Raw genomic sequence first — 17,262 nt, 5'->3', positions numbered from 1 at the left:
TTTTATAAAACAATGATAGACACTCCTATTTTGCTAAAATAATCAGTGCTCGTATGTATGGTATAGAAAGCTATTTTAAAGCCTAAAATACTGATTATGATTGAACCCTATACACTCGCTCCAACTGCTCTTGCCACCGCAATACCTTCTTCAATAGTCAAAAACTTCCGTTGGCTTGGGCTGTCTTTATAGAGAACCTCGCCATCTTGAAAAATTAGGCATTCATTCACCGCAAGCTGCTGCCATTTTTCGTTTTCAGTGAGCGGGACAGTGACGATGATGGTCACTTTATCGTTATCCGTAGTCACATCGCTAAAGTTAATCGCTAAATCATCATCTGCCAATTTTGCTTCACCAAACGGTGCTTGGCGCGTGAGATAAAATAATAAGCTGCCGGCATACGCCAACTGCCACCTGCCATTTGATATTAAGCAATTAAACAAGCCATTTGCCGCCAAATAACGACATTGTGTGGTTAAGAAATTAAATAACGTTTGGTCATCAGGGCGAGTTTTAAAGCTACTTTTCAAGCGATTAATCAGATAACAAAATGCCATTTCAGAATCGGTCGAGCCAACAGGCTGACAGTGCGACGCATTGCCATTGTCTTGCAAACGCTGACAGCGATCGATAAAGCCTTTGTTCATCTGTCCATTATGCGCAAATACCCACTGCTCGCCCCACACTTCGCGGGTAAAGGGATGGGTATTAGCCAAGCAGTTTTGCCCCTGCGTTGCTTTACGGATATGAGCGATGACATTCATGGCTTTAATAGGATAGTTATTGACCAAATCGGCAACGGGGGATAAATGGCTGGGGCGGTTGTCATGGAATAAACGCAAACCGGTTGAGGCATTTTGCGACTCTTCATTATTTATATTGCCGTTACTATTACCGTTACTCGACGGACAATCGCTGCGCTCAAAAAACGCAATGCCAAAGCCATCTTCGTGGCTGTCGGTCATGCCACCACGACGACGAAATCCGGCAAAGCTAAAGCCAATATCGGTTGGAGTATTACAGTTCATTCCTAAAAGTTGACACATTTACGCATTACCGCCTTTATTAATATTATTACCATTGTCGTCATTCGTTAAAACGTCATTCGTTGAACGGTTTACTGTGCCATCGAGTACTATCGTATTATTGTCGATGAGGTCAGCATCATTAAGATTAGTATCAATGCTTGCCAAAATACGCTGGGCTTGTGCCAAATCAGTATCTTGCACCCATAATACAGCGCCTGAATTCATACCCGGCAGGCTACTTAATGCTTGAACGGATACTTTGATATCATTATTGCGTAGCAGGTTGGCGTGAAGCTCACCTTGTATATTGGTGTCGTAGCGCGCCAGTTTGTGCCAATTATCGATTTGATCAGTCATGGTAAATTCCTTTTAGAGATAGAGTGCTCGCCATCTTCAACGGCAATATGTCAAATTGCTATTTTCATTTGCCGCTGTTATTTGCTTCTTTTACTTCATAATCCCTTAAGCTAATTTTATTAAGCAGGTTTAGCTTATTGGATAAATATTACGCTTTTTCAACATGTGACCAATGATAAGCAGCAAGCCGTTTCATAAGGTCAGGATTCTTAACCATGATATTATCGCCCGTGCGCCCTTCAGTACGGTTGTAATGAATGACGTTGAGACGCAATAACCAAAAAATTACTGCCGCTTTTGCGAGCATAATTGGTAACGCTTGTTTCTCATCATTACTCAAAGTGCGTTTTGACTCATAACCTTGTAAAAACACTGCCATTTTTCGACGGTCAAAATCAACCGATTCGCCTTGTTCAGCATCGCCCCACGTGGTACAAAAGTCATTAATAGTAATAGCAATATCCATTACATAATGCTCGACACTGACTTCGGTAAAATCGAGCAATCCGCTCAAAGTTTCGCTATTGTTGTCTAAATGCCACAAGGTATTATCAGCGAACATATCGAGATGACATAAGCCTTTTGGTAAGGTATCGAGCGGCAAATCGCTATAAGACTGCCAAATATCACGCATCAGCTTGGCTTCATCGCTTGGCATAAACTGAATTTCACGGTCGCGCACCTCATTCCATGGATACAGCGCCACGCCATAATCTTCGCTTGGCTGCAATGCTTGCAAGGTGTCATGAAGTACGGCTAATGCCGCGCCCATATCCGCACACATGGTTTCGGTAGTTTGCTTAGGATGCGCGCCACTCAAGCACGGTACTAGGGTAATGGCTTTATTATCATAATGAATCACGTAGCTTTTTTCATTGCTGCTATTACTGTCAGCCAATGCCATTGGTGCCGCTACGGGTAATTTACCTACCAATTGATTAAGAATTACTGCCATTTTCTCGATATCGCTTGGCGGACGCTCTTCAAATAACGTGAAGACATAAGAGTGCTCACCATCATTATCTTCTGTCGTCTGAATAAACCAGTTAGAATTTTTGATACCTTGGGTAATCGGAATGGCGCGGGCAAACGCCACGCCAAAACGTTGGCAAAAGGTAGCAAATTGGGCATCGGTTAACTGGGTATAAACAGACATGACATCTCACTTATGACAATTAAAAAGGTAAATGGAAAGATAAGTAGGGATAAATTTAGATAGCAATAAGAACAAGTTTCAACGGTAATAGCGACAAATACAGCGCGAATGCCATAACTTTAACTAAAAGCGCGTTAATTTGGCGAAAAGCTGCCTGATATGGCGGTGATTTTGCTACACTTGCGCCTATGGAATGAATTGATTATAAGGTGAAAACCCCTATGTTAGCAAAGCGTATCATCCCTTGTTTGGATGTCGATAACGGTCGTGTGGTTAAAGGCGTGCAATTTGTCGATATTAAAGATGCTGGCGATCCGGTCGAAGTGGCAAGGCGCTACAACGAACAAGGCGCTGATGAGATTACTTTTTTGGACATTACCGCAACCAGTGACGCACGCGATACCACGTATCATACGGTTGAGCGCATGGCAGAAACGGTATTTGTGCCGTTAACAGTAGGCGGCGGTGTCCGTAAAATCGATGATATCCGTAACTTATTGAATGCTGGCGCGGATAAAGTGGCGATTAATTCAGCTGCCGTATTTACCCCAGAATTCGTTGGTGAAGCGGCGCAAAAATTTGGCAACCAATGTATTGTCGTGGCTATTGATGCGAAACGCGTTGCCGATATCAACGTTGATGGCATTATTATACCGCGCTGGGAAATCTTTACTCACGGTGGTCGCAAGCCAACCGGTATTGATGCCGTTGAGTGGGCAATTAAAATGGCAGCACTTGGCGCAGGTGAATTATTGGTCACGTCAATGGATGGTGATGGCACCAAAAAAGGCTATGATTTGCCATTGATGAAACAAATCACCAGTCAAGTGAATGTACCCGTCATTGCCTCAGGCGGCGTCGGCAACTTGCAACATTTAGCCGATGGTGTGTTACAAGGTGGCGCGGATGCGGTTTTGGCTGCCAGTATTTTTCACTTTGGCGAACACACGATTATGGAAGCCAAACAATATATGGCAGCGCAAGGCATTCAGATGCGCTTGTAAAACAAAAATGCGCCTGTAAATACAAATAGAAAAAATGTTATCATAGCGCTAAGCACTTATTTTCACTCAGTTATCTATTAACTCATTCAAAAAAAACAACCATTTAATCTAATTGATAATGTCTACTTATAACCAAGGGTATTTTTATGTCAAATTTACAACAGCAGCGCAATGCCGTCACCCATATTGATGGTAATCTTCATCAAAATGCAGATGCCCGTATTGGTATCGTAGTGGCACGTTTTAATGGTTTTGTCGTTGAGTCCTTGGTTGATGGCGCAATCGACGCGCTACTCCGTCATGGCGTATTGGGCAGCAATATTACCGTTATTCGTGTGCCGGGTGCATTTGAGTTGCCACTTGTCGCCCAGCGCGCTGCTGAGTCAGACCGTTTTGATGCTATCGTTGCTTTGGGCGCGATTATTCGTGGCAGCACGCCGCACTTTGATTTTGTAGCAAGCGAGTCTGCTAAAGGTTTAAGCAATGTTGCGACTGACTATAACATCCCTGTAAGTAACGGCGTATTAACTACCGATAGTATTGAGCAAGCGATTGAACGCGCAGGTACTAAAGCCGGTAATAAAGGCTCGGAAGCGGCGATGGTTGTACTAGAAATGATTGCGGTATTGTCGCAATTAGATATCGATGACAGCAGTGATATTGCTTAATTAAATTTTGGTTAATGCCATTTTATTTAAGTTAATATGATTTAAATAAGCTTGGTTTATATAAATAAACTCTTTTAAATTTTAGATAAGCGTTGTCACGAATGTTGGCAGCGCTTACGCATTATTATATAGCTAGGAGCTAAACGGTTAGTAGGATTTATTAACCGTATAATTCTCATATGCTCTTTTGCTTTTATCTATAGTTCAATTACTGGCATTACCCTTAACAACTTTTGTTAAAACACTATTTAAAAACATTATTTCGACACTCAGGTATTGACCCCCTATGACTGACCAACTCAAGCGCGCTATTAGCGCGGCGAAAACCGCACAAACCACCTCTGATACTACCAATGCTGTTGGTATTGCAAGCAGCAGTGCGGGTGAACAAATCTTCGATATGAGTGAGTCTTCTTATAAGACCAGTCACACCGCTGTCCGTAAAGCACGCCGCTTTGCCATGCAAGGTTTATACGAATGGCTGGTCACTGACCGCCGTTTTGATACAACTGGTAAGCTTGGCTGGAAAGACAATGCGCCCAATGATATTGCTGCTCGTACGCGCGCTTCTAACGCCATGCATACCGTGCACATTGGCTACTATCATGAAATGATGCGTGATATTCCAGAGCAAGTTGAAGCGTTAGATACGCTGATTGCCCAGCATTTGGATCGTGAGGTTGATAAGTTAGATACCGTTGAGCATGCTATTTTGCTAATTGGCGCGTATGAGCTACAAAACCGTCTAGAGATTCCTTATAAAGTCGTTCTTGATGAAGCAATGAAGTTGAATAATCACTTTGGTGCAACCGATGCGCACAAACTGATTAATGCTGTACTAGACAGAATGGCCATTGAGCTACGCGCGGTTGAAGTCGAAGCAGATACCAAAGCCAATCTACGTACTTCGCAAAAATCGGCAACAAAGTCTGCCGCTGCTAAATTAACAACGACTGAGAATACAGCTAATGACGCTCTTGATAATGAGCTAACGGCATCAACCAAACCGCGTATCAGTGCCAATAATGCCGCGATAAAACGTGATCGTCCGAATAAAGCTAATGCCAGTATTAAAGAATTGGCGGCAGCGGCAAAAGGTACGAATCATCAAGATAGCGATGTTCAAGAAAGCAATGCTCAAGAAAGCAACGACTAGCCATGACTGAGTTTGAGCTGATTGAGCACATATTTTTAAAGCTACAAGTCGATAGCGCCTTAGCCAATGGTATTGAGCACAGTATTGAAAAAGGTATTGGCGATGATGCGGCGGTAATGGCGCTACCGTTAGGGGCGCGCTTGGTCAGCTGTATTGATACCTTGGTGCAAGGTCGGCATTTTAGTGCCGATTGGGCTGAAGTTAATAAGCTAGCATTTGCCATTGGTTATAAAGCTGTCGCAGTTAATGTCTCAGATTTGGCAGCAATGGGCGCTACGCCGCACAGTATTTTACTGGCATTAGCATTGCCTGAGCGCCTTGCTAATGAGCAATGGCTCACCGAATTTGCCAAAGGTTTATTTCATGCCTGCCAATCATTTGGCGTGACGCTTATTGGCGGTGATACTACCCGTAATGACACGTTAATACTGAGTATTAGTGCACAAGGTTTGTTAGCTGCAAATACGCCCGCAGTATATCGTTCAGGCGCGCAAGTGGGTGACAAGGTTTATGTTTCAGGAACGCTCGGCGATGCTGCCTATGCGTTGCAGCACCTGGATAATGCGATTGGTAGTGAGCTGGCACATCGGTTACATATGCCAACGCCACGTGTTCAATTAGGTGCAGCATTAGCAAACAGTGGTGCAACAGCGATGATTGATATCTCAGACGGTCTGTACCAAGATTTAGGGCATATCTGCCAGCAAAGTGGCGTCAATATGCGTCTCAACCTTGAGCACTTGCCAACCAGTAAACCGTTATCCAGCGTTGATTTACCCGAGCGCTTATTGTGTCAGCTAACTGGTGGCGATGATTATGAATTGGCATTTACCTTGCCAGCTCATATTGAGCTGCCGTCTGTTTATTCCCAAGTGACGTGTATTGGTGAAGTGATTGCACTTAGTAATGATACGGTTATTAATGACGAGGCTGTTAATGATCAAGGTATTAATAATAAAACTGTTATCAATAAACCTTCTATATCGCCAAGTCCTATTTTATTTTATCAAAATCATGCCGTAACCGCGCAGAACCCTGCTCCTTTCAAAACCTTACCCCCTCTCACGGGTTATCAACATTTTACAGGCTAATTATGACTGATAATTTGATCAAACCCGATATTCGTAAAGCCAATGACTGCCCCCCACTGCCAGCTCATGCCAGTACTATTGATCGGTTAATCTATTGGCTAGGTATAGGTTTAGGTAGCGGGTTGCCGCGCCGGGCTCCGGGTACATGGGGTACAGTTGGTGGCTTGATTGTTGGCATACCGCTGATGAGTTTGGGTTTTATTGCGTTTTCAATCCTGACTATTTTATCTTGTATCGTTGGTATTTGGATATGTGAGCGTACCTCAGCACTGATGGGCGGTCATGACAATCCGCATATTGTGTGGGATGAATGGGCAGGGATGTGGATTACCTTATTGCCGTTGTCTTATATGAGCATTGGGGCAGTTGATTTTTGGCAATATATTACTAGACCATTTTCGCTGATTGCCATTCTTATCGCCTTTATTTTATTTCGCTTTTTTGACATTATCAAGCCGCCCCCGATTAACTGGGCAGATAAAAAAGTTTCAGGCGGATTGGGCATTATGCTTGACGATATCATCGCCGGTATTATGGCGGCAGTAGTACTGACATTAGTCGCCTTAATCATGTAACTCATCGAGCTAGTAAACCACTCGTCGCTATTGACCGTGTATTTTCTCGACATTTGCGTTATAATTATAAAAATTATTAATATCACTATTATCAATTAGCAGTTACTCGACTCTCAGATTCAAAGCTGTTAATAATTATATCTCCCCAATTATAGAGCTGTTATGACCTCATCATTATCCGTAATTATTCTCGCTGCCGGTAAAGGCACTCGTATGCAGTCCGCTAAACCAAAAGTTTTACAGACTTTGGCGGGTAAGCCACTACTGGGTCATGTATTAGATACTTGCCAGCAATTAAAGGTAGACGAGACCATCGTGGTTTATGGCTTTGGCGGTGATCAGGTACAGGCAACGATTGGTCATAATTATGAACATCTGCCCATCAATTGGGTCGCGCAAACTGAACAATTAGGAACTGGTCATGCGGTGAAAGTCGCGTTGTCTCAGTTACCAAAGCAAGGACAGAGTTTAATTTTGTACGGTGATGTCCCTTTGGTTAGTAGTCAGACGCTAGCCGCGCTACAGAGTGCCAATATAGAAGGTATGTCAATGCTGACTTTAACGGTTAGCAACCCTTTTGGTCTAGGTCGCATTAAGCGCAATGCCAATGGCGCTATTGAGGCCATTGTTGAGCAAAAAGATGCCAGCAATGCTGAGCAGCAAATCACCGAAATTAATAGCGGTATCTATTGTGTTGATAATGCGTTATTGCATAAATATCTGCCTAACTTATCTAATGACAATGCTCAGCAAGAATACTATTTGACTGATATCGTTAAAATGGCAGTTGCTGACGGCATTACTATTGCTGCTATTGAGCCTGAGCATGCGTTTGAGATTGAAGGTGTCAATAACCGTCAGCAGCTGGCAAGCTTAGAGCGTTCATGGCAGTCAAAACTAGTGACCGACTTACAGGTGGCAGGCGTACAGTTCGCTGATCCGACTCGTGTCGATATTCGTGGTAGTTTAAGCACGGGTCAAGATGTATTTGTTGATGTTAATGTCGTGTTTGAGGGTGACTGTACTCTTGGCGATAACGTGTATATCGAAGCCGGTTGTGTGATTAAAAATTCTCATATTGGTAACGCATGTTATATCAAACCGTATTGCGTGATTGATAGCTCGACGGTTGGCGCAGGCGTTGATATCGGACCATTTGCTCATTTACGCCCGGATACCGTACTTGCTGATAATAGTAAAGTAGGTAATTTTGTTGAGATTAAAAAGTCAACGATTGGACATGGTAGTAAGATCAATCATCTGAGCTATATTGGTGATGCAACCATTGGCACTGGTGTCAATGTTGGTGCTGGAACGATTACTTGTAATTATGATGGGGTAAATAAAGCACAAACCATCATTGAAGATCATGTGTTTATTGGCTCAAACTCAAGTTTAGTTGCACCGGTGAAGATTGGCGATACGGCAACTGTTGCAGCAGGTTCAGTCATTACCGAAGATGTTGGTGCGCACACGCTAGCTTTTGGTCGCGCCAGACAAACGATTAAGAGTAACTATATGCGCCCAACCAAAATTCAAAAATAAACAGGCATAGCGAACCGTCATTAATGAATACTAAGCAGCGCGGCAATTTTTTGTGGGGCTGCTTAATCGTATTTATAGACTGCGTAGCCTGCGTTTCATTGATTTGACGCGTCTGTGTATGTTTCAGTATTGGTCTTCGTCTTTTTATCAGTATTTGTTATCTATACTTGCGCATTTATTTTATAACCTCTTTTATAACCTACATTTTATAAACTCTATTTTAATTAAGGATTAGCCATGTGTGGAATAGTCGGCGCAGTTGCTGAGCGTAATATTGCCAATATCTTACTTGAAGGTCTAAAGCGCCTTGAATATCGCGGTTATGATTCTGCGGGTCTGACCGTTATTCGTGATGGCGAGCTCCATCGTGAGCGCCAAGTGGGTAAAGTACAAGCATTGGTCGATGCCGTTGCGGTGAACCCAGAATTTTTTGATGGTCATATCGGTATTGCTCATACGCGCTGGGCAACGCATGGCGAGCCTGCGCAGCGTAATGCGCACCCACATGTATCTGGAAAAATCGCCGTGGTTCATAACGGTATTGTTGAAAACTATGCCGAGTTAAAAGAAGAATTAATTGCTAAAGGTTATGAATTTACTTCACAAACTGATACTGAAGTGGTCGCTCATTTAATCAATGATTTGTATCAGAGTACCCCTGATTTATTAGAGGCCGTTCGCGCAGTCATTCCAATGCTTCATGGCGCATTTGCATTAGGCATTGTCCATGTAGACAGTCCAGAAGAACTAATAACCGTTCGCCTAGGATCACCATTAGTGATTGGCGTAGGTATTGGCGAGAACTTTATTGCCTCGGATCAATTGGCTTTGTTACCAGTGACTAATCGCTTCATGTATTTAGAAGAAGGCGATATTGCCAAATTAACACGCAATCGCATTACCGTTTATGCTGATGGCGTTGAAGTCAGTCGCAAAATTCATGAAATCGATGCCGAGCAACACAATGCCGATAAGGGCGAATTTAAGCACTATATGCTCAAAGAAATCTACGAGCAGCCTGATGCAGTCGCCCGTACGCTTGAGATGGCTATTGATAATAACGAAACCTCAAAACTAAGTGATGACTTTTTACAGCGTCACAACGCTCAGCTGGCTGGTGTACGTCATATCCAAGTCATTGCTTGTGGTACCAGCTATCACGCCGGTATGGTTGCCAAATATTGGTTTGAAAATCTAACCCGTCTGCCCTGCTCTGTTGAAGTCGCAAGTGAGTTCCGCTATCGCAATCCGGTCGTCGTTGATAACTCTCTAGTGATTTGTATCTCGCAATCGGGTGAAACAGCAGATACCTTATCCGCATTACGTGATACCCAGAAGCAGAATCCAGCAGGATTGGTCAGCTTAGCCTTATGTAACGTACCAACCTCATCTTTAGTACGCGAGACGGATATCTTTTTGCCAACGCTTGCTGGTCCTGAGATTGGTGTGGCGTCAACAAAAGCCTTTACCACTCAACTTGCTGCTTTAATGTTATTGGTGCTCAAAATTGGCATGACTCAGTCACGAATTGATAGCGCACGTTTGACTGAATTACTTGGTGAGCTACAAAAGCTACCCGGTCAGCTTTATGCCAGCTTGCACCTTGATAACGATATCAAAGCGATGAGTGAAAGCTTTGAGGATAAAAAGAGCTGCCTGTTCTTAGGTCGTGGTCTGCAATTTCCGATTGCTTTAGAAGGTGCGTTAAAGCTTAAAGAAATCTCCTATATCCATGCGGAAGGCTATGCAGCTGGCGAGCTAAAACATGGTCCTTTAGCCCTTGTCGATAAGGATATGCCTATCGTCGTACTTGCACCAAAAGATAGCATGTTTGATAAGCTTAAAGCCAATATGCAAGAGGTACATGCGCGCCACGGTGAACTATTTATCTTCGCCAGCGAATCGAGCAAGATGGTTGCCGAAGACCGTATGCATGTTGTTTATGTACCAGACGTTTGCGAAACGCTTGCGCCAATCGTATATAGCGTGCCAGTACAATTACTGTCCTATCATGTTGCCGTCATGCGCGGCACAGACGTTGATCAACCGCGTAACCTTGCTAAATCAGTGACGGTTGAATAAGAGATACTTATTGATTTTTAATCGCTATTGAACCATTAGTTATTTAAGAAATTAGTTATCTATGCGGTTAATGACCATTATTAATCATTTCTTATTCTATATGACAAATCCTTCGCCATCTCTTTAAGATGACGAAGGATTTTTTTGGTTAAAAATAAGAAGCGTATTAATTAGATAATGCTGACTGAATCGGCTCGTCACCTTAGTTATGACTTTAACTTTCGACTCTGACATATATACAATAGCAGATCGAATTATCAAAATTATGAAGTTGTATTTCATGGTGTACATGCATTGATTTTTTCGATGAAAGATTAAGTAACTTTTAGTTTGTGATAAGTACCGTTGTAAGCACAGTCATCAGTTAGTAAAAAATGTAAGCTGTGAGATGTTCAATCACTCATATTGAATAGTTACAGTTGCCACCGAGCTAACTTTTCCTGGAGTAACAACTGCATCAGTTTGATAATAACTTGCACTTAATGGAACATTATATTGAATATTTTGATTGGATTTAACAGTTCCTAATACAAGCTTTTCATTTTTTGCAATTATTTTACTTACATTGTTATAATTCGTTTTCAGCTGAATGCCAACGCCGCCTGCTCGTGTTGATATAGGTGCATTATTAGCCAAAACATTAGTTGTATTAGCCGCTGCTGTATATTCAAAATTCAAACTGATTTTATTACTTTCTTCATAATCTGTTGGATTTGCACCACCATTACATAAAAAATTTAAATCAAAAGCTTGAGTCCCTTGTGTAGAGCCTATGCCTTTAAAACCAGGTTTATTTACAGTAGGTAGTTGGACAGTTTTATTAATATCTCCTAAAAGCTGACATGATGATGAGGCAATCGTAATGGCATTACCATACACTGTACTTGTTAAGAAAGGCTTGCTGACGTCATCACGCGAATGATAACTACTGTACATACCTGGACTAAGGGCTCCTGATCCTGTCGAAGCAGCTGTTTTAATAATTTCAATAACAAAAAACCCAGCACCCAATGTATAGCCCTGGTTAGCATTCAAGTTTCTGCTATAAGGATAATAACCAGAAAAAACTGAACCACTCCCCGCATCCCGATACAAGCGGATACCAATCCCTTGAATATTCGTATTGTATACAGACTCACCACCTGCAACACTTAATGTAGGATTTTTTGAAAGAACCGCTTGGATTATTCCTCCAGAGTTGTTACAAGTAATCTTAGAGCTATTAGGAGTAATAGGAAAAGAAGCACGACGCAAAACAGTTCCAACTGCATCGCTTGGTCTAACCACTACTCTGCCAACATTCATACTGATATCAACGGTTGTAAACCCTCTGTCCGCTGTACAGGCTGCATATCCTTCCAAACTTAAAGTACAGCCTATCAATAAAAAAACACTATTTAAGATTTTATAGTTCATTGGCATAAACCTTCTAACATCAACATATTTTCCTTATTCTGCAGTGCTTGAGTGGTGACATCATATTGTATATTGCATTGTTCATTTTGTGATTCTCCCCACTTTACTGTTACTGTATCCGCTAAAGTATTAGTACGTAAATAGACCAAGCTACCTTGAGCAACCATACCAACATACTCGCCTTTTGAGTCAAATACCTCGGCTGCAAATGGCAATGTACCACCCTTTGTATTTGAGCTGCGAATATATAAAGCCTTTCCTGACTTAGTTACAAAATCAACCTTTGAAATTGAGCCAGCATAAGGTGCTATGCGTTGACTCGTACCATCTAATTCTATATCTAAAGACATACCTTCTGGATCTAAAACAATCTCATTCAAACGATAAGGCGTCACATATGGGATTACGGCATAGCCTGATTTATTAATGGTCAAACCATTGGTGTTATTTACTTTAGCGCCTGTAGCATCAGGCGCATAGACTAAGACCATCGTTTGCCCTTGGTCTGGACCAAAAACAATACCATCAGCATGAGCAACAATATTTCCTCTAGCTGTTAGTGAAACTTGTTCGAACTGATTTGAGGTGCCGTATGAACCGCCTAAAGTAGTAAAGTTTGTACGGTATTGTGCATTAACGTTTAAGTTTGGACTGTCTTCATAATTTGTGGATACCGAAGCACCATAATTAAAACGATCTCCTACCACTCCACTCATACCGACAGTAGTATTGTCTTGAGTATGAACTGAATTTAAATTTATAGAATTGCGTTTGAATGAAAGGGGTAGTGATAGGGTTAGCATATACTCAGTGTCATCTTCAGTTTGGTTCGTCGCACTATTCTCTACCATTCTTCTAATAGCTGACACCCCATAATTGAGATTACGATAATTATTACTATACCCGACCTGATATTGCTTTGAGTTCTCTTGACGGTCCCAGTAATCTATCCAAGAGCCAGTCGCATAGAGATTGCCCCAATTAGTGGGCAATCCTTGGTTTAATGTTACTTGAAGCTCGCTGCGTTGTTTGCCGAAAGAACCAGAGCCTACGCCATTTCTTTCTATTTCTTGAGCCAGTAAGGCATCACGTAAATTATAATAATTTTCGGTTGAATAACGATACGCTGCCAAGGTTAAGTTAGTATCTGTTGGTGTGATTAGCTTGCTATAACTGAGACGGTAACTTTGACCTTTCTCTTTCTCACGACGATCAAATCCTGCTTGAGAGTGAGTGACATCTAATGCAACTGCCCCTATTGGCGTTGCAAAAGCACTTCCTAAAGTAAGGGCTTTATAGTCTTCTGAACCTTGAATTCCACCATAAGCTGTTATGTAGTTATTGATTCCGCGTTGATATTGACCTTGGATAATGAACGGATCAGCATCGATATCAGCATCACGGATTTTACCCGTCATTAATGAATAACGACTCATTCCTGGACGCAGCATTTGAGCTACTGAAGCATAAGGAATCGAGTATTTCTGAATGTCCCCGTTGGCTTCTAGAATAGAAACTTCTAGCTCACCACCAAATCCCGTAGGATATAAGTCATTAATCTCAAAACTTCCCGCAGCAACTGTGGTTTGGTAAATCAGCTGACCTTGCTGCCGAATTTCAACTTTAGCGTTGGTTTTAGCATTACCTCGGATTCGTGGTGCATAGCCAAGCATACTATTAGGTAGCATGCGATCGTCACTAGAAAACTCTGCACCACGATATCCAAATGAATTGAATATGTCACCATTGGTAAAACTATCGCCAAGCGTTAAGACGCCTCGGTACTCAGGAAAAGCGCGTTGTGCATAGGTGCTGATAGAATCATAAGTTGATAGAGAGTCTTTATTCTTAGTCCCCACTTCCCACTTCCACTGACCATTGTGGCGAATCTGCCAATCTGCAATGTTTGCACCGGTGTTTAAGGACAAAAACGCATTGGTATTGTCTTCGCTATTTTCTGACTTGTCATAGCTCTTATAAACGCTTGCATTGTAAGATACAAATGCTGCTTTAATCCCACGCTCCCAAACACTTGGATCAACGTACCCTTGCGCATTTTTTTCCATTGCAATTTGTGGTATGGAGATATCAAATCTTAATTTTGACGTATCGAACTCATAAAAAGAATCTTGAACCCATTCGTCAAGCTTTTGACAGCTTTCATTATTTACTGCAAGTCTTTCTTTAATAAGTTCTGCTTTTATACCGTATTCAAGTAACTGCTTTGATGAAAAGCAAGTATATGAATTTTTATCATTCTCAGAGGTTTTAAATACTATTTGATTTCTGCTAAACCAATTATTATTCACATAAACATCTACGTTGTAATGACCCGGTAAAATAGCATTACCATATGCGAAGCGATTGATGTCAATATTTTTGGCATCACCGATTAGGAAATCAGAGTTGAACTCTGCTATTTTGGCAGTAGAACCTTCATCAATATCACTAGCAGTCGCCAAAGTTGATATGCTAAAAGTAATCACTCCACAAGCCAAACAATATCTAGTATATCGCTTAACATGCCTATAATTATGTAAGGTATTCTTCATAGCATAGCCATCCTATTAAGAGTCTAATAGGTCTTTGGATTATGTGAACTTAGATATCAAAAAAAGGAAATTTATTTAATTTTATGGTGTACACGTCCGCCATAGTCATTAATGGTGGTGAACGTCATACTCTGCGTGCTAGGACTTTTTAATAAAATACTCTGTTCAGAAAAAGGCTTTAGCATCAAACCTTCTGACAATATATCAATATTTTTGCCTGAATTTTCTTGGTTGATAGCAGTTATTGTTATATAAAAAGGGGTTGGATTTTTGGCCAGTAGATTAGAGCCTTTACTGCTCCACTGAATTTTTTCAGGAGCTAGGGTCACATCTTGTTTTATATTGCTAGGGCGATAAAAAAGCTTAATGCGTGAGCGAACAGCCAATTGTAAAAAGTTATCAGGGGCAGCTGTTTTATCTTTTGTAGAAGGTTTGGGTGGTATGTCTAATACGTTTAACCAAAATAAGCTTTCTTCCGTTTTACTTAGCGCATTTGCTGTAGGTAAACTGGTTATACGTATAAATTGACCTTTTTGAGCCTCTACACGTGAGATAGGAGGTGTGAGAATAAAAGGCGCTTTTGATTGATCGGGGGTCGATTTTGGATCGCCTTCATCAATCCATACTTGTACTAAAGATGGGCTTTTTCCATCATTGCTCAATTGCAAAGTAATCTCACGTGCATCAGAAGGATAAACAGCACGAGTACCATGAATAATGATTTCCGCGTTAACTAAACTAAAAGGCGTTAAAAGCGCGATTAAACAGGTTTTATAAAATAAGTGCTTTAAAGACATATAATTATCTCTAGTTGAGAACAAAAAAAGAGCTAGGCCTGTTACTTATCCTAGCTCTTTCTAATCTAATGCAAGATTACTGATAAATGATTGTATATTTTACAGTTGTTGCAACACTACCAGGAGTTGAAGCGCCAGTAGCATAGTATTGAGCATAGTAATTAAGATCCGCTGAACCACCGCCACTCACATCTACCAATTGTGAATTAGCCTGAATGCCACCAGCCCCTGCAGCTAATACTGGAATAACAGTATTTTCTGAACCTAATAGTTGGACTTGAACGTTAGTAGCAGTACCAGTTGCGTTGTTTAAACGACCAGTATTGAAATCAACAGTTGCGCCTGGCTCAAAATAAGTAGCAACTTTACTACCTGCTGTACAACCAGTTAGGTTAATAGTAAAAGGTGTACGACCTGCAGTATCACCAGCAACTGCTAGCACCTGCTTAGAAACAGTAGGAAGTGTTACTGTAAAATCTTTAGTAGTTCCAGCATTAACGATACAGGTGTTATCTTTAACCTGACCATTAATTGTAATAGTACCATCAGCTGCAAATGCAGTAGAAGTTGCTAATGCTAATAACGGAATTGCTATCAAAAATTTATTCATAATTATTACCCTAAGAAATACATTTGTAAGTTTTCTTCGGCATATTGTATAGTTAGGTTAATAAAAAGTAAACATTAGTCATTACTGAAAAATACCTAAAATAATATAAGTATATGATAAATATCGATTAAATATATTAATATGATAATAATAAAGAATAAGAATCTATTTCCCAATATTCTATTTAAACATTTGTTTATTAATTTATTTTTTTAGAAACCATTGATATCTAACGAATGACCACTCAGCATATATTCTTTTGACAACGGTCAAATAATATTAATAAAGAATATTATTTTTTATATTTCGATATATATAGCCCGAGCGAACCATCCCATTACACTTATTAATAGAGCATCTTAATAAGACTGCGATAATAGAACCACTTAATTCTAGAAATATGATTTAATTTCAATATGGCAGATAATTATTTTCTGACATTCATAAAAGCATAATGAAAAATAATAATAATCATAACTTCAATATCCATCTGCTGCTAAGCACACCCAAAAGGGCGCGTCTAGAAGGAGACCTCATTGCCTTGACCAGCAAGTCTCAGTTTGAGCTATCAGATATTCAATTAAAAGATTTAGAGCTACGTCAATGACAAGATGAGCTTTTAAGATTACGCTAAGAATGGGTGAGCATTGCCAATTTGTGCCTCGTTAGGAGGCGGTGACCAAATAACCGCTAATAGTTAGATTGGCTGTCCCGATATTACACGCCTTGTCAGTCATTGAAGAGGAATGTGATACTGGCTTTTACAGCACTTGTGAGATGGCTTTAATAATATTAGGATATACCGAACAACGACAGATATGACCACTCATACGTTCTGCAATTTCTTGCACTAATAGTCCATCGGGGTTTTGCAAGGCAGTAGTCACATGACTCGGCCAATATTATTTGATTTCTTATATTGATCCCGTTGCTGAACAAACCTGACTCGGCATGCAATAACCATACTGAAGCGCATCATCATGGTCTTTAGAAGCTTGCTGCAACTCTAATAGTGATTCAGGTAACTCAATACCTTCAATAGTAATAATATCATCACTATCGTGCATGACTGCTCATGTTAAGCATGAATTAATCCGCCGTCCATTAACAAGCATTGTGCATGCGCCGCATTGTCCATAATCGCAGCCTTTTTTCAGTCCAGTGATATATAGATGGTGACGACAAACATCAAGTAGAGTCGTTCGCGGGTCAAGATTATCAAACT

General features: G+C 40.9%; 17 protein-coding genes. 7 read left to right on the top strand and 10 right to left on the bottom strand.

Features of this window, described 5'->3' with window-relative positions:
• Positions 1–107: 107 nt before the first annotated feature.
• The 3 genes from H2245_RS09480 to H2245_RS09470 all read right to left on the bottom strand — a co-directional run bounded on the left by H2245_RS09480 (position 108) and on the right by H2245_RS09470 (position 2,541).
• A complete protein-coding gene (locus H2245_RS09480; RefSeq protein WP_182407160.1) occupies positions 108–1,046 on the bottom strand; it encodes a class II glutamine amidotransferase in 939 nt (312 codons plus the stop codon).
• Positions 1,047–1,385 carry a hypothetical protein gene (locus tag H2245_RS09475; RefSeq protein WP_259365161.1) on the bottom strand — a complete coding sequence of 113 codons (339 nt, stop codon included), beginning with the start codon at positions 1,383–1,385 and terminating at the stop codon, positions 1,047–1,049.
• 148 nt (positions 1,386–1,533) lie between these two features.
• Positions 1,534–2,541: a homoserine kinase gene (locus tag H2245_RS09470; RefSeq protein ID WP_182407159.1), complete on the bottom strand. Its 1,008-nt coding sequence runs from the start codon at positions 2,539–2,541 to the stop codon at positions 1,534–1,536.
• 221 nt (positions 2,542–2,762) lie between these two features.
• On the opposite strand from H2245_RS09470, the gene hisF reads away from it, so the two are divergent.
• The 7 genes from hisF (at position 2,763) to glmS (ending at position 10,662) form a co-directional block, all read left to right on the top strand.
• On the top strand, positions 2,763–3,545 hold the full coding sequence (gene hisF, locus H2245_RS09465) for an imidazole glycerol phosphate synthase subunit HisF (protein WP_182407158.1): 783 nt from the start codon (positions 2,763–2,765) through the stop codon (positions 3,543–3,545).
• Between the two features lie 146 nt (positions 3,546–3,691).
• A complete protein-coding gene (ribE, locus tag H2245_RS09460) occupies positions 3,692–4,213 on the top strand; it encodes a 6,7-dimethyl-8-ribityllumazine synthase (RefSeq protein WP_182407157.1) in 522 nt (173 codons plus the stop codon).
• A gap of 286 nt (positions 4,214–4,499) precedes the next feature.
• The gene (gene nusB, locus H2245_RS09455; RefSeq protein ID WP_182407156.1) at positions 4,500–5,369 is read left to right on the top strand and encodes a transcription antitermination factor NusB; all 870 of its coding nucleotides are present in this window, start codon (positions 4,500–4,502) and stop codon (positions 5,367–5,369) included.
• Positions 5,370–5,371: 2 nt separating this feature from the next.
• On the top strand, positions 5,372–6,460 hold the full coding sequence (gene thiL, locus H2245_RS09450) for a thiamine-phosphate kinase (protein ID WP_182407155.1): 1,089 nt from the start codon (positions 5,372–5,374) through the stop codon (positions 6,458–6,460).
• A 2-nt stretch (positions 6,461–6,462) separates the two neighbouring features.
• Entirely contained in the window at positions 6,463–7,035 is a 573-nt protein-coding gene (locus tag H2245_RS09445; protein WP_182407154.1) for a phosphatidylglycerophosphatase A, read from the top strand.
• 162 nt (positions 7,036–7,197) lie between these two features.
• A complete protein-coding gene (gene glmU, locus H2245_RS09440) occupies positions 7,198–8,580 on the top strand; it encodes a bifunctional UDP-N-acetylglucosamine diphosphorylase/glucosamine-1-phosphate N-acetyltransferase GlmU (protein ID WP_182407153.1) in 1,383 nt (460 codons plus the stop codon).
• 237 nt (positions 8,581–8,817) lie between these two features.
• The gene (gene glmS, locus H2245_RS09435; RefSeq protein WP_182407152.1) at positions 8,818–10,662 is read left to right on the top strand and encodes a glutamine--fructose-6-phosphate transaminase (isomerizing); all 1,845 of its coding nucleotides are present in this window, start codon (positions 8,818–8,820) and stop codon (positions 10,660–10,662) included.
• A 396-nt stretch (positions 10,663–11,058) separates the two neighbouring features.
• Here glmS and H2245_RS09430 read toward each other — a convergent pair whose 3' ends face one another.
• The 7 genes from H2245_RS09430 to H2245_RS12100 form a co-directional block, all read right to left on the bottom strand.
• On the bottom strand, positions 11,059–12,078 hold the full coding sequence (locus tag H2245_RS09430) for a fimbrial protein (RefSeq protein ID WP_182407151.1): 1,020 nt from the start codon (positions 12,076–12,078) through the stop codon (positions 11,059–11,061).
• Entirely contained in the window at positions 12,075–14,630 is a 2,556-nt protein-coding gene (locus tag H2245_RS09425; RefSeq protein ID WP_182407150.1) for a fimbria/pilus outer membrane usher protein, read from the bottom strand. The genes H2245_RS09430 and H2245_RS09425 overlap by 4 nt, the downstream gene beginning before the upstream one ends.
• A gap of 71 nt (positions 14,631–14,701) precedes the next feature.
• Complete coding sequence (locus H2245_RS09420) at positions 14,702–15,427, bottom strand: molecular chaperone (protein ID WP_182407149.1); 726 nt, start codon at positions 15,425–15,427, stop codon at positions 14,702–14,704.
• Between the two features lie 76 nt (positions 15,428–15,503).
• Positions 15,504–16,037, bottom strand: coding sequence for a fimbrial protein (locus tag H2245_RS09415; RefSeq protein ID WP_182407148.1), 534 nt, complete (start codon positions 16,035–16,037; stop codon positions 15,504–15,506).
• Positions 16,038–16,798: 761 nt separating this feature from the next.
• Positions 16,799–16,924 (bottom strand): 2Fe-2S iron-sulfur cluster-binding protein, encoded by a 126-nt coding sequence (locus H2245_RS12190; protein ID WP_310734132.1) that lies wholly within the window; start codon positions 16,922–16,924, stop codon positions 16,799–16,801.
• A gap of 27 nt (positions 16,925–16,951) precedes the next feature.
• A complete protein-coding gene (locus tag H2245_RS12105) occupies positions 16,952–17,104 on the bottom strand; it encodes a hypothetical protein (protein WP_259365160.1) in 153 nt (50 codons plus the stop codon).
• A 6-nt stretch (positions 17,105–17,110) separates the two neighbouring features.
• Positions 17,111–17,203 carry a hypothetical protein gene (locus H2245_RS12100; protein WP_404944675.1) on the bottom strand — a complete coding sequence of 31 codons (93 nt, stop codon included), beginning with the start codon at positions 17,201–17,203 and terminating at the stop codon, positions 17,111–17,113.
• Positions 17,204–17,262: the final 59 nt, after the last annotated feature.

Origin of the sequence: Psychrobacter sp. GP33, from assembly GCF_014119005.1 — a bacterium.
In the GTDB taxonomy this organism is placed as follows: Bacteria; Pseudomonadota; Gammaproteobacteria; order Pseudomonadales; family Moraxellaceae; genus Psychrobacter.
The sequence above is the reverse complement of the archived record's forward strand: the minus strand, read 5'-3'. Positions and strand labels throughout refer to the sequence as shown.

What these genes read in the sequence shown, in the direction of transcription:
- H2245_RS09480 (WP_182407160.1), bottom strand. Translation starts at nt 1,046, where the DNA reads ATGTGTCAACTTTTAGGAATGAACTGTAATACTCCAACCGATATTGGC.
- H2245_RS09475 (WP_259365161.1), bottom strand. Translation starts at nt 1,385, where the DNA reads ATGACTGATCAAATCGATAATTGGCACAAACTGGCGCGCTACGACACC.
- H2245_RS09470 (WP_182407159.1), bottom strand. Translation starts at nt 2,541, where the DNA reads ATGTCTGTTTATACCCAGTTAACCGATGCCCAATTTGCTACCTTTTGC.
- hisF (WP_182407158.1), top strand. Translation starts at nt 2,763, where the DNA reads ATGTTAGCAAAGCGTATCATCCCTTGTTTGGATGTCGATAACGGTCGT.
- ribE (WP_182407157.1), top strand. Translation starts at nt 3,692, where the DNA reads ATGTCAAATTTACAACAGCAGCGCAATGCCGTCACCCATATTGATGGT.
- nusB (WP_182407156.1), top strand. Translation starts at nt 4,500, where the DNA reads ATGACTGACCAACTCAAGCGCGCTATTAGCGCGGCGAAAACCGCACAA.
- thiL (WP_182407155.1), top strand. Translation starts at nt 5,372, where the DNA reads ATGACTGAGTTTGAGCTGATTGAGCACATATTTTTAAAGCTACAAGTC.
- H2245_RS09445 (WP_182407154.1), top strand. Translation starts at nt 6,463, where the DNA reads ATGACTGATAATTTGATCAAACCCGATATTCGTAAAGCCAATGACTGC.
- glmU (WP_182407153.1), top strand. Translation starts at nt 7,198, where the DNA reads ATGACCTCATCATTATCCGTAATTATTCTCGCTGCCGGTAAAGGCACT.
- glmS (WP_182407152.1), top strand. Translation starts at nt 8,818, where the DNA reads ATGTGTGGAATAGTCGGCGCAGTTGCTGAGCGTAATATTGCCAATATC.
- H2245_RS09430 (WP_182407151.1), bottom strand. Translation starts at nt 12,078, where the DNA reads ATGAACTATAAAATCTTAAATAGTGTTTTTTTATTGATAGGCTGTACT.
- H2245_RS09425 (WP_182407150.1), bottom strand. Translation starts at nt 14,630, where the DNA reads ATGAAGAATACCTTACATAATTATAGGCATGTTAAGCGATATACTAGA.
- H2245_RS09420 (WP_182407149.1), bottom strand. Translation starts at nt 15,427, where the DNA reads ATGTCTTTAAAGCACTTATTTTATAAAACCTGTTTAATCGCGCTTTTA.
- H2245_RS09415 (WP_182407148.1), bottom strand. Translation starts at nt 16,037, where the DNA reads ATGAATAAATTTTTGATAGCAATTCCGTTATTAGCATTAGCAACTTCT.
- H2245_RS12105 (WP_259365160.1), bottom strand. Translation starts at nt 17,104, where the DNA reads ATGCACGATAGTGATGATATTATTACTATTGAAGGTATTGAGTTACCT.